We start from the raw sequence: 12,640 nt of genomic DNA, 5'->3' as shown, positions 1-12,640 counted from the left end.
CGACCGGCCACACACGCACTCATTCATAACTTGCACACGTATGTGCACTTTAGAGTTACACTGATGGGGTGACAGACATCACCGCACCCCGCCGTCAGCGCAGGGACGCCGCCGAGAACCGGGCCGGCATCCTCGCCGCCGCCTCGCAGACCCTGGCCGCGGATCCGCATGCCTCCGTCGACCAGATCGCCCGCGCCGCCGGCCTCAGCCGCCGCGCGCTCTACGGCCACTTCGACGACCGCTCCGCCCTCGTGCATGCGCTGATCTCCTCCGGCGCCGCGCGCTTCAACGCGATCGCGCAGCGGGTCGACGACGCCGACAGCCGCATCGCGCTGGCCCGCCTCACMGCGGACCTGTGGCACGAGGCCGCGCACGTCCAGGTCGCCGCGGCGATCGCGCTCGACGACGCGCACGTCGAGGAGACCGCCGCCGCGCTCGCACCCCTGCGGCGGGTGCTCGCGGCGCTCGTCCGCCGCGGCCAGGAGGACGGCGAACTGCGCCAGGACATGGCCGCCCCCACGCTCGCGCGTCTCATCGAGGAGAGCGCCCGCACCGTCGTCACCCGCACCGACGCTTCCTCCCCCGCCGCGGGCGGCATCGCCGTGCGCGCGGTGCTCAGCATCGCCGGGCTCGGCTGGCGCGAGATCGACACGCTGCTCGCCGCGCACCCCGAGCTCTCTGCGACCGGTGCGCCGGATACGCTTGCCACGATTCCCGCCGAGGAGGGCCGCGCATGAGGATCGCCGTGCACGACGTCAGCAAGGGCAAGAAGGGCCATGCGCTGCCCACCACGTCGCTCGAGATCGAGACGGGCCACGCCCGGTTCGTGCTCGCCGAGACCGAGCTGCGCCCCACGGTGCTGGGCCTCATCGCGACCGGCCGGATGCGCCCCGACACGGGCGAGGTCACGATCGACGGCACCCGGAACGACCGCGACCTGCGCCGCCGCATGGCGCTCGTCGAYGCMCCSGAGGTCAGCGACCCGCACCCCGGCGTGACRCTCGCCGCSGTCGTGGGCGAGGAGCTCATGTTCGCSGGCCTSCCCGCSACCCCGCTGCACGCCCGGCGCTGGCTCCAGCAGATCGGCTTCGCCGAGCTCGCCGCGCAGCCGATCGGCACCATCAAGCCCTCCGTGCGCGTGCGCGTCATGGCCGAGCTCGCCGTGCTGCGCGACGACGTGGAGGGGTTCGTGCTGGTCTCCCCCGATCGCCACGGCGGGCGCCCCGAAGGCTGGTGGCGCATCGCCACGGAGTTCGCCGAGCGCGGTTTCGCCGTACTCGTGATCGTCGGCGGATCCGCGGCCGCCGTCATCGAGCGGCTCCCCGAGGCGCTCGAGACCGACTACCCCTCCAACGCCACGGTGCCCGTGCGCCCGCTCGCGGACGTGACCGGATCGACCACGGTGAGGGACGCAGATCCGGATCCGGTCGCACCTGTAGACGTCGAGGAGATCCTCATCGAGCCGGATCCGGTCCCCTCCGAGGTCGTTGAGGAAGACGACACCGACAACCCCACCGACACCGAGAACGGAGCCGCGCGATGAAGATTCCCGCGATGATCGGCGCCGAACTGCGCCGGCTGACCGCGACCCCCATGGYCGTGATCGCCCTGATCGCCCTCATGGCCGTGCCGATCCTGTACGGCGGGCTGTACCTGTGGGCGAACCAGGATCCGTACGGAAAGTTCAGCGAGGTGCCTGTGGGCCTCGTCGTCGAGGACGCCGGGTCGACCTCGAACGGCACCACCACGAACTACGGCGAGAAGGTCGCGGACAACCTCGTCGAGGGCAAGGCCTTCGACTGGAACCGGATGAGCGCCACTGCCGCGCGCGCGGCCCTCAAGAACGGCGACGTCGACTTCACGGTGACGATCCCCAAGACCTTCTCCGAAGCACTGCTCTCCTCCTCGGGTACGAGCCCGCACCAGGCACGGATCGAGCTCGAGACGAACGACGCCAACAACTACCTCGCGTCGTCGATCGGATCCGGAGCCGTCGAGAAGATCCGCCGGTCTGTCGCCGAGATGGTCGGCCAGGAGGCCGCGGACAAACTGCTCACCGGGCTGAGCGACGTCCGAGACAAGCTCGGCGAGGCGGCCGACGGCGCTTCGCAGCTGCACGACGGTGCGAACACCGCCGTCTCGGGCAGCGGGCAGCTCGCCGACGGCACGGCCCAGCTGGCCGACGGCGCCGCACAGCTCGCCGGCGGCACGCAGCAGATCGCGGACGGATCGCAGCAGCTCGCCGACGGCGCGGCGACCCTCGCCAACGGCGCGCAGCAGGTGAGCGACGGCAATCAGCAGATCGCGCAGTACGCGAACGAGGCCGGATCCCTCGTGCAGCAGGCGACCGACACTCTGCCCCAGGTGCGCAGCGACATCGCGACCGCCCTGGCAGACCGCGGACTCTCGCAGCCCGAGATCGACGCGGTGCTGGCGAAGCTGGATCCGCTGGGCGACAAACTGCGCAGCGGCAACGACACCGTGCAGGGCGCGGTCGGCAAGATCGACCAGCTCGCCGACGGCAGCGCCCAGGTCGCTTCCGGCAGCGCCACGCTCGCCGACAAGTCGCAGCAGCTCGCCGACGGCGCGCAGACCGCGGCGTCGGGCGCGGCGACGCTGAGCACGGGCGCGGCGAGTGCGCGCGACGGCGCGAAGGCCCTGCACGACGGCCTCGGCACCCTCGCCACGGGCATCGGCACCCTGCACGACGGCCTCGCCGCGGGCGTCGACGCGATCCCCGCGTCCACACCCGACCTGCGCGAGCAGCAGGCGAAGACGATCGCGAACCCCGTCGACGTGTCCAGCGACAAGGTCGCCGCGGCCAAGGACTACGGCCAGGGCCTCGCACCGTTCTTCGCCGCGCTGGCGGGCTGGATCGGCATCTACGCGCTGTTCCTCATCATCAAGCCGATCTCGCGGCGCGCGGTGACCGCGCTGCACTCGCCGATCCGGATCACSCTSGCCGGCTGGCTCACGCCCGCSGCGTTCGGSGCSCTGCAGATGSTSGGCCTGCTCGGCGTGCTCGCCTGGGCCCTCGGGTTCACGTTCCAGAACGGCTGGGGCGCCCTGGGGATCATGGTGCTCGCCTCGGCCACCTACGCCGCGATCATCCTCACGCTGAACGTGTGGCTCGGATCCGTGGGGCAGTTCATGGGCCTCGTGCTCATGGTGCTGCAGCTGGTGACCGCAGGCGGCACATTCCCCTGGCAGACGCTGCCGGCGCCGCTCGCCGCCCTGCACCATGTGCTGCCGATGGGCTACGTCGTCGACGCCATGCGCCAGCTCATGTACGGCGGGCAGGTCGGGAGGGCCTTGACGGATCTGGGAGTGCTGGGGATCTGGATGGTCGGATCCCTGCTGCTCGCGATGATCGGGGTCACCCGCATGACGCACAAGCGCACCCTGCGCGACCTGCAGCCCAGCCTGATCGGCTGAGCCGCGGCGGGCGGGAGCCCCACGCTAGGATGCGAGGACGTCTCACGAGCTGCGACCCGATCCGCCGCTTCATGGGACTCCGTGTCACGCGAAGGAGCGCCCATGTCGTCTGCCGATCCCACGGTGAAGCCCCGGCCTCGCATCGGGCGGATCATCGGGCGCACCGTCTTCGGGGTGCTCGCAGGTGTCGTGCTCCTCGCCACGGCGGCCGCTCTGGTCCTGGTGTGGACCGTGCAGCGCTCGTTCCCGCAGACCTCGGGAGAGCTGGCGCTGAAAGGACTGCAGGCGCAGGTGACCGTGCAGCGCGACGACCGTGGGATCCCGACCGTCACGGCCGACAACACGCACGATCTGTTCTACGCGCAGGGCTTCGTACACGCGCAGGACCGGTTCTGGGAGATGGATTTCCGCCGGCACGTGACGAGCGGCAGGGTCGCCGAGCTGTTCGGATCCTCCCAAGTCGCCACCGACGAGTTCCTGCGCACCCTCGACTGGCACGGCATCGCCGAGAGAGAGGTGGCGGCGATGGACGCTACCACCCGCGGCTACTACCAGGCGTACGCGGACGGCGTGAACGCCTACCTCGCGGACCACGAGGGCGCCGAGGCATCCTTCGAATATGCCGTGGTCGGCATGACCAATCCGGACTACACCATCGAGAAGTGGACCCCCGCCGATTCCGTCGCCTGGCTGAAGGCGATGGCCTGGGATCTGCGTGGCAACGTCGAGTCCGAGACGACGCGCGCACTACTCGCCCCCACCGTGGACGCGGCGACCATGAACGAGATCTACCCCGCCTACCCGTTCGACGAGCACCCCGTGATCGTGCCGTCCATCACGCCGATGGAGCAGGGCCGCGGATCCGGGGCGGCGAGCGCGCCGGCCGGCACCGGTGCGGGCGCTTCGACGAGCTCAGCGACCGGCGTGACGTGGACCACCGCGCGCAACACCCTCGAGGCTGTCCAGACGCTGCTCGGAGACCCCGGCGAGGGCATCGGATCCAACTCCTGGGTGGTCTCCGGATCCCTCACCGCGACCGGCAAGCCGCTGCTCGCGAACGACCCGCACCTGGGTGCGGCGCTCCCCTCGGTCTGGTACCAGATGCAGCTGCGCTGCCGCACGGTGAGCACCGCCTGCCCGTTCGACGTGGCCGGGTTCTCGTTCTCCGGCCTGCCGAGCATCGTGATCGGGCACAACGCGAACATCGCCTGGGGGTTCACGAACCTCACCAGCGACGTGACCGACCTGTACATCGAGAAGATCGACGGCGACAGCTACTGGCGCGACGGCGTGCGCGTGCCGCTGCAGACGCGCACCGAGACCGTCAAGGTCGCGGGCTCCGCCGACATCACGCTCACCGTCCGCTCCACCCCGCACGGCCCGATCGTCTCCGGGCTGACCGACGACTTCACCGCGCTCGCGAAGACCCCGATCGTGGGGCGCACCGACACGGCCTCACCGGGGGGCGAGACGGGCGTCGCCCCCGATGCCGCGACCGACGCGCTTCCCGGCCAGTACGCGGTGAGCCTGCGCTGGACCGCACTGGATCCGGGCACCACGTCGACCGCCATCTTCGCCATGAACACCGCTGCGGACTTCACCGGTTTCCGGCATGCGGCGTCGCTGTTCGACGTGCCGGCGCAGAACCTCATCTACGCCGACCAGAAGGGCAACATCGGCTACCAGACGCCCGGACGCCTGCCGATCCGCGGTGCCGGAAACGGCTACTTCCCGCAGCCGGGCTGGTCGAGCGCGTCCGACTGGACCGGGTACATCCCCTTCGAGAAGCTCCCCGTCTCGTACAACCCGGACGAGGGCTACATCGTCACCGCGAACAACGCGATCGTGCCGGACAGCTACCCGTACTTCCTGTCGCGCGACTGGGACTACGGCTATCGCGCCGCACGGATCGCCGATCTCATCGAACGCACCGCGAAGCAGCATCCGCTCACGACGCAGGACATGCGCGACATCCAGTTCGATCAGCAGAGCTGGATCGGCAAACAGCTCGCGGCGGAGATGCAGGAGATCCCGGCCTCAAAGGATGCCGGTGTGCGCAAGGCCGTGAAGCTGCTCAAGACCTGGGACGCGCAGGCCACCGCCGACTCGCCCGCCGCCGCCTATGCGAACGTGCTCTGGCAGAAGCTGGCGCTCAACCTCTTCGCGAACCGCGAGCATCCGCTGCCGATGGACGGGCAAGGACGACTGTTCACCGTGGTCGGACCGATGCTCGAGAACCCGGATGACCCGCTCTGGACCAACCCGAAGATCGGCGTGTCCGGGCGCGACGAGATGCTGGCCCTGTCGGCGAAGCAGGCCTATGACGAACTCTCGACCGCGCAGGGATCGGATCCGGCCCGGTGGAACTGGGGCGACCTGCACGCGATCACGCTCACCCATCAGACGCTCGGCAAGAGCGGCATCGCACCGATCGAGTGGCTGTTCAACCGCGGTCCGTACCCCGTCGGCGGTGGATCCTCTCTCGTGGATGCCACCGGCTGGACGCTCGGCGGCTCCTACGCGACGACCACGGTGCCGTCGATGCGGATGGTGGTCGACCTCTCCGACTTCGACGCCTCCACGTGGAACCACCTCACCGGCGCGAGCGGCCACGCCTTCAGCCCGCACTACACCGACCAGACCGAGAACTGGTCGAAGGGCGTGCAGTCCCCCTGGGCGTTCACGAAGAAGGCCGTGGATGCGGCCGCCGTGGACACGCTGGTGCTCAAGCCCGCGGGCTGAGCCTCGCCGTCCTGCGGCCGTGGGCGCCCCGATGCTCGCGGCCGAACTCGGCGCGATGTGATGAAGTGGTGGGGTGAGCACTCCCGATCTGACACCGGCGCTCGGCGGGAGCGTCACCGCCTTCGTGGAGGGCTCATCCACCCTGATCGTCGAGCGGACCGGATCCGGATCGGACGTGTTCCTGCTCGTGCACGGCCTGGGCATGGGGCGCAGCGTCTTCGCCGAACTCGCCCGCCGCCTCGACGGCACCGTCGTCGCCGTCGACCTGCCGGGATTCGGCGCGGCGCCCGAGCCCGAGCTGCCGCTCACGATGCCCCAGCACGCCGACCTGATCGCCGCGCACCTCGCCTCGACCGGCACACCGCCGGTGACCGTGATCGGGCACTCGATGGGCAGCCAGGTGGCGGCGGAGCTGGCGGTGCGCCATCCCGGTCGGGTGCGCGCGGTGGTGCTGGCGGCCCCGACCGTCGACGCCGGCGCCCGCCGTGTGGCACGGCAGGCGCTGCGGTTCCTGCACGACACCGCGTCGATCGATCCCCGCGTGGTGATCCGCGGCGTGCGCGAGTACCTGCGCGCCGGCCCGCACATCGTCCGCAAGATCCGTGCCACGGTCGTGCATCGCCCGGAGCAGGTTTATCCGCGGATCTCCGTGCCGACGCTGGTCCTGCGCGGCTCGCGCGATCCGGTCTGCCCGCCGGTGTGGACCCGTTCCGTCGCCGACGCGATCCCGCAGGGCGAACTGGCGGAGATCCCAGGCTGCGGACACGAGACGATGATCCGGGATGCGCAGCCGGCGGCCGACCGGATCCGGGAGTTCCTCGCCGGGATCTGACAGGGCGGGGCCCGTTCACTGGTCGCGAATTGCGGGTTCTGTGCCTGCAGAACCGCAATTCGGGACCAGTGAACGAAGAAGGCACAGCCCCCTCGGCGGTACGAAGGGCGGCCGACGTACTCAGAGCGTCCAGGTGTGCACGGGCTCCCCGGTGTGCATGCGCTCGAGGTAGTCGGCGAGCATGCCGTGCAGCGCCTCGGACCGCGTGGCGCCGGCGCGCTCCCGGGCTGCGACGGCCTCCCGCTGCCAGACCGCGCCGTTGCGACCGGTCAGGCACCTCTGCTCGATGACCCCGAGGTATCGGTCGCGCGCAGCCGCATCAACGCCGAAGCCGTCCAGCCCCTCCGCGGCGAGCGGCAGAAGCCGGCGCAGCACGAGCTCGCGCGGACCGATCCAGCCCACCTCGGGCCAGTACAGCCGCGACTCGATGCCGTCGCGTGCCGCGGAATGCAGGTTCTCCTCCGCGGCGTCGAACGTCATCTGCGTCCACAACGGCCGGTCCGCGAGCGCGAGGCTGCGCACCAGGCCGTAGTAGAACGCGGCGTCGGCGAGCACGTCCACGATCGAGGGCCCCGCCGGCAGCACGCGGTTCTCGAGACGCAGGTGGTAGCGGTCGCCGTGCCCGTCGTAGATCGGCCGGTTCCACCGGTAGACGGTGCCGTTGTGCATGCGCAGCTCGGCGAGCGCGGGGGTACCGCCGCGCGCGAGCACCTCGAACGGATCCTCCTCGGTCGTCACCGGGAGCAGGGCCGGGAAGTAGCGCGAGTTCTCCTCGAAGAGATCGAAGATCGAGGTCACCCAGCGCTCACCGAACCACACCCGTGGCCGTACCCGCTGGTTCTTCAGCTCGACCGAGCGGGTGTCGGTCGCCTGCTCGAACAGGGGGATCCGGGTCTCGTGCCACAGCGCCCGCCCCGCGAAGAACGGCGAGTTCGCGGCCAGGGCCACCTGCACGCCGGCGATGGCCTGCGCCGAGTTCCAGTAGGCCGCGAAGTCGGCCGGGTCGACCTGCAGGTGCAGCTGCACCGAGGTGCACGCGGCTTCGGGCAGGATCGTGTCGCACACGATGTCGAGGCTCTCCCGGCCGCCCGCACCGGTGAGGGCGGCGCCGTCGAGGCGCAGCTCGATGTCCTCCCCGCGGGCAGCCAGGATCTGCTGACTGAGCAGGTCGTAGCGCGGATCCTCGGAGAGCCACTCGCTCGTGAAGTGGTGCTCGTCGAGCGTGGGGAGCATCCCGATCATGGCGAGCCCGCACCCCGTGCTGCGCGCCTTCGTATCGGCGGCGTTCAGCGCCTCGCGCAGGGATTCCTCGAGCCGGATCACGTTGCCGCCGGCGAGCGGGCGCGGTTCAACGTTGATCTCGATGTTGAACTGGCCGAGCTCGGTCTGGAATGCGGGGTCGGCGATCGCCTCGAGCGCCCGGGCGTTGGCCATGGCCGGGTCGCAGGCGTCGTCGACCAGATTCAGCTCGATCTCGAGGCCGAGACGCGGCTCGGACACCTCGAACTGGCCGTCGGCGAGCATGCTGGCCAGGGCGTCGAGGCACCGCGCCGTCTTCTCGCGGAACTGCGTGCGGTCCTGCCGGGTGAACACCCGATCATCGACACGGTCTCCCATGAGCAGAAGCTACTCGCCCCGCGTCCGCGCGTCGAGGTCGGATCCGTCGACCCGGGACCTCAGACGCCGCTCACCCGCGCACCTCCGACCGCACGCCGTCCTCGCCGGAGACCGGGATCACGGCGCCTTCCCGGATCCACAGCGGAACCGTGTCGAAGGCGTGCGTCTCGCGGCGCCAGCCGCCTCCCTGCACCTGCTCGCGCGTGAACCAGTTCGTCCACCGGCCGCGGGGCAGGTAGTACTCGACATCGCCGGCTGCGGTGAACACGGGCGCCACCAGCAGATCGGGGCCCAGCATGTACTGGCGGTCGAGGTGGCCCGCCGCCGGGTCGTCGGGGAACTCGAGCACCATCGGGCGCATGATCGGGCGGCCTCTGCGGTGCGCCTCCTCGCCGGCCGCGACCAGGTAGGGGCGCAGGGAGCGCTTGAGCTTCGTGAAGGCGCGAGCGACGTCGACCGCGCTCTGCCCCGGCTCCTCGCCGCCGGTATCGAACGCCCAGGGCACCCGGTAGTTGGTCGAGCCGTGCAGGCGCGAGTGGCTGGAGAGCAGGCCGAACGCGAGCCACCTCTTGAAGACCGCCGGATCCGGATCCCCCTCGAAGCCTCCGATGTCGTGGCTCCAGTATCCGAACCCGCTGAGCGCGAGCGACAGCCCGCCGCGCAGCGACTCGGCCATCGAGACGAACGAGGAGGAGTTGTCCCCGCCCCAGTGCACCGGCATGGCCTGCCCTCCGGCGGTCGCCGAGCGCGCGAACAGCACGGCCTCGCCCTCCCCGCGCTCCTCGACGAGCACATCGAACACCGCGCGGTTGTAGAGGTGCGTGTAGCGGTGGTGCATCGCCTCGGTGTCGCTGCCGTCGTGCCACGCCAGTCCAGTCGGGATCCTCTCGCCGAAGTCGGTCTTGACGGCGTCGACGCCCTGCCGCAGCAGGCGGCGGATGTAGCCCTGGAACCAGGCCGTGGCCTCCGGGTTCGTGAAGTCGACCAGCGCCATCCCAGCCTGCCAGAGATCCCACTGGAACACGGATCCGTCGGGCCGCCGGACCAGGTACCCGTGCTCCATGCCTTCGTCGAACAGCCGCGACCGCTGGGCGATGTACGGGTTCACCCACGTGCTCACGCGCAGCCCGCGCTCGTGCAGACGTGCGAGCATGCCCTCCGGATCGGGGAACACCGCCGGGTCCCATTCGAAATCGGTCCAGTGGAACTCCCGCATCCAGAAGCAGTCGAAGTGGAACACCTCGAGCGGGATGTCGCGCTGGTCCATGCCGTCGATGAAGCCGTTGACGGTCGCCTCGTCATAGTCGGTCGTGAAGCTCGTGGACAGCCACAGGCCATACGACCAGTCCGGCACCCTGGCCGGCCGTCCGGTGAGGCGGGTGTACCGGTCGAGCACCTCGGCCGGAGTGGGACCGGCGATCACGAAGAACTCCAGGCTCTCCCCCGCCACCGAGAACTGCACCTGCTCGACTGCCTCGGATCCGACCTCGAACGAGACATGGCCGGCGTCGTTGACGAGCACGCCGTAGCCACGGTTGGAGAGATAGAACGGGATGCTCTTGTACGACTGCTCGCTCGACGTGCCGCCGTCGGAGTTCCACACGTCGACGGTCTGTCCGTTCTTCACGAAGGGGCCGAACCGCTCGCCGAGTCCGTAGATGAGCTCGCCGACGTCGAGGCTGAGCTGCGCATGGATGTAGTTCGCCGCCTCGGCCTTCCCCTCGCGACTGATGCCGTCGGATCCGACGGGCTCGGCCACGACCGCGGCGTGCGAGGCGAGCGCGATCGAACCGATCGAGCGGTGACCGCTGGTGGTGTACACGCCGCCGTCGTGCTCGAAGGAGAGCTCCCACGGCGCACCGCGGCGGATGCGCGCCCGCAAGGCGCCGGCGTCGAGCACGCCGCCAGCGTCGTCGACGCGTGCCTCGGCGCGGTGCGCGGGGTCGGCATCGAGCGCGAACGCACGACCGGCACCGGCTGCGCCACGATGGTGTTCGATGCGCACCCGGATCACGCCCTCGGCGGGGCTCGCCAGCGACACCGTCAGCATCGGGCGGTTGAGGGTGTCGCCACGCGACGCGATCACCCGGGTCGGCGCCCAGACGGTGAGCTCGCCCTCCTGGGCGGTGAGATCACGCGCCTCCTGCGCGTACAGCGCGTCGACTCCGGGGCGGAGCTGCCAGAACCCGTCGGTGAACTTCATTACTTGACTGCTCCTGCCGTGATGCCGCGCGTCAGCGTGCGCTGGAAGATGAGGAAGAAGACGAGCGTCGGCAGCAGACCGAGCAGCGCCGAGGCGCTCGTCGTGGTGACGTCCATGAGCCGGTCGCCCTGCAGCGCCGTGATCGCCACGGGCACCGTCTGGTTCGCGTTCGACACGAGGAACGTCAGGGGGATGAGGAACTCGTTCCACGTCCAGATGAAGAAGAAGATGAGCAGCACCGACAGCGTCGGCCGGGAGATCGGGAACACCACACGCCACAGGACGTGCCAGCGACCGGCGCCGTCGAGCGCCGCCGCCTCGAGCACCTCCTTGGGGAACGTGCTGAAAACGGAGGAGAGCAGGTACGTGCCGAAGGCCGACTGGATGACCGTGAAGGTGATGATCACCGACCACGGGTTGTCGTACAGCCCGACCTGCTTGAACAGGAAGTACAGCGGATACAGGAGCACCTCCTGCGGCAGCATGTTCGCCAGCAGGATCAGCACGACGATCCACAGCCGTCCCTTGATCCGGCCGATGCCGAGCGCGAAGGCGTTGAGCATCGACAGCCCCACCGCCAGCACGGCGACCGTGCCCGAGATGAAGAAGCTGTTCCAGAGCTTGAGCGGGAAGTCGACCCGGTTCCAGAACGCGCTGATCCCGTCGAAGTAGAGCTCCTTCGGCAGCGAGAGCGGTCCTGAACTGTTGTAGTCGCCGGGCGACTTGAACGAGTTGATCAGGATCAGCAGCAGCGGCACCGCGATGAACAGGCCCAGCACGATRGCGACGGCGAGGACCACCCAGTCGGACGGCCGGCGTCGCGCGATTCCCCGGCGGCTCATCGGGCCTCCTCCTTCTCCATGCGGTTCTGCACCAGGATGAACACCACGCTCACGATGGCGATGACGACGGTCAGCGCGGTCGCGATGGTCGCGCCGTAGCCGACCTGCTGCGACTGGAAGAACTCGCTGTACGCGTAGTACGCGGGAACGATGGTCGACGTGCCAGGACCGCCGCGGGTCAGCGCGTAGACGGGCCCGAAGACCTTGAGCGCGGCGATCGTGCAGGTCAGCGTGACGACGAAGATCTCGGGCCGGATGATGCCCACGGTGATGGCGCGGAACCTCTGGAACCAGCCGGCGCCGTCCAGTTCCGCCGCCTCGTACAGCTCCGGGTCCACCCGCTGCAGCGCGGCCATGAAGATCACCACCGGATAGCCCAGCTGCACCCAGACCATGATCACCATGATGCTGACGAGCGCGGTGTCGCCGCTGCCCAGCCAGTTGTGCTGCAGTGCGCCGAGGCCGATTGCTTCCAGCACCTGGTTGAGCGCGCCGTTCTTCGGGCGCAGGATCCAGCCGATCACGATCGCCGCGATCACGGCGGGGAGGATCTGCGGCAGGTAGTACGTGGCGCGCAGGAAGCTCGCGATCCGGCCGCCGAACTTCTTGCCGATCAGGTCGAACAGCATCGCCGCCAGCAGCAGGCCGAGCAGGGTCGGCACGACCACCATCGCGAGGATCATCGCGATGGAGTTGCCGAACGAGGTCCAGAACACCTCGTCGCCGAGCAGCTCCTGCCAGTTGCTCAGCCCGATCCACTGCGGAGGCCGGATGCCGCGGTATCTCGTGAACGTGAGATAGACGTTCCAGGCCAGCGGGATCAGGATGATCACGATGAGCAGGATCAGTCCCGGGAGCAGATAGGGCCAGAATGCGCGCGGGCGCGACCCCGGGATGAGGCTGCGTGCGTCGGACATGCCGTCGTCCTTTCGGTAGAGAGGTGCGAGCGCCCGGGGGCTGCGGACGACG

Annotated in this window: 9 protein-coding genes; 5 read left to right on the top strand and 4 right to left on the bottom strand. The window is 69.7% G+C overall.

Going from position 1 to position 12,640, the window contains the following annotated elements:
* Positions 1-68: 68 nt before the first annotated feature.
* From AC1DMN_RS05670 to AC1DMN_RS05650, 5 genes are all read left to right on the top strand, one after another.
* Complete coding sequence (locus tag AC1DMN_RS05670) at positions 69-737, top strand: TetR/AcrR family transcriptional regulator (RefSeq protein WP_440732796.1); 669 nt, start codon at positions 69-71, stop codon at positions 735-737.
* A complete protein-coding gene (locus AC1DMN_RS05665) occupies positions 734-1,543 on the top strand; it encodes a P-loop NTPase family protein (protein WP_477229944.1) in 810 nt (269 codons plus the stop codon). The genes AC1DMN_RS05670 and AC1DMN_RS05665 overlap by 4 nt, the downstream gene beginning before the upstream one ends.
* Positions 1,540-3,435: a YhgE/Pip family protein gene (locus AC1DMN_RS05660; protein WP_477383964.1), complete on the top strand. Its 1,896-nt coding sequence runs from the start codon at positions 1,540-1,542 to the stop codon at positions 3,433-3,435. The genes AC1DMN_RS05665 and AC1DMN_RS05660 overlap by 4 nt, the downstream gene beginning before the upstream one ends.
* Positions 3,436-3,537: 102 nt before the next feature.
* Entirely contained in the window at positions 3,538-6,177 is a 2,640-nt protein-coding gene (locus tag AC1DMN_RS05655) for a penicillin acylase family protein (protein ID WP_477229946.1), read from the top strand.
* Between the two features lie 73 nt (positions 6,178-6,250).
* Positions 6,251-7,009, top strand: a complete 759-nt coding sequence (locus tag AC1DMN_RS05650; protein ID WP_477229947.1) for an alpha/beta fold hydrolase — start codon at positions 6,251-6,253, stop codon at positions 7,007-7,009.
* A gap of 120 nt (positions 7,010-7,129) precedes the next feature.
* On the opposite strand, the gene AC1DMN_RS05645 is transcribed toward AC1DMN_RS05650, so the two are convergent.
* The 4 genes from AC1DMN_RS05645 to AC1DMN_RS05630 all read right to left on the bottom strand — a co-directional run bounded on the left by AC1DMN_RS05645 (position 7,130) and on the right by AC1DMN_RS05630 (position 12,588).
* Positions 7,130-8,626 carry a glutamate-cysteine ligase family protein gene (locus AC1DMN_RS05645; protein ID WP_477229948.1) on the bottom strand — a complete coding sequence of 499 codons (1,497 nt, stop codon included), beginning with the start codon at positions 8,624-8,626 and terminating at the stop codon, positions 7,130-7,132.
* Positions 8,627-8,696: 70 nt separating this feature from the next.
* On the bottom strand, positions 8,697-10,829 hold the full coding sequence (gene yicI, locus AC1DMN_RS05640; RefSeq protein WP_477229949.1) for an alpha-xylosidase: 2,133 nt from the start codon (positions 10,827-10,829) through the stop codon (positions 8,697-8,699).
* On the bottom strand, positions 10,829-11,671 hold the full coding sequence (locus AC1DMN_RS05635; protein ID WP_477229950.1) for a carbohydrate ABC transporter permease: 843 nt from the start codon (positions 11,669-11,671) through the stop codon (positions 10,829-10,831). Before AC1DMN_RS05635 ends, yicI begins: the two co-directional genes overlap by 1 nt.
* The gene (locus tag AC1DMN_RS05630) at positions 11,668-12,588 is read right to left on the bottom strand and encodes a carbohydrate ABC transporter permease (RefSeq protein ID WP_477229951.1); all 921 of its coding nucleotides are present in this window, start codon (positions 12,586-12,588) and stop codon (positions 11,668-11,670) included. Before AC1DMN_RS05630 ends, AC1DMN_RS05635 begins: the two co-directional genes overlap by 4 nt.
* Positions 12,589-12,640: the final 52 nt, after the last annotated feature.

The organism is Microbacterium sp. 01T413_2 (assembly GCF_056398985.1).
Note: the sequence above shows the minus strand (reverse complement) of the source record. Positions and strands in the feature narration are given on the sequence as shown.

Bases quoted from the DNA above. Each gene is read 5' to 3' on its own strand.
- AC1DMN_RS05630 (WP_477229951.1), bottom strand. From the start codon at position 12,588: ATGTCCGACGCACGCAGCCTCATCCCGGGGTCGCGCCCGCGCGCATTC.
- AC1DMN_RS05645 (WP_477229948.1), bottom strand. From the start codon at position 8,626: ATGGGAGACCGTGTCGATGATCGGGTGTTCACCCGGCAGGACCGCACG.
- yicI (WP_477229949.1), bottom strand. From the start codon at position 10,829: ATGAAGTTCACCGACGGGTTCTGGCAGCTCCGCCCCGGAGTCGACGCG.
- AC1DMN_RS05655 (WP_477229946.1), top strand. From the start codon at position 3,538: ATGTCGTCTGCCGATCCCACGGTGAAGCCCCGGCCTCGCATCGGGCGG.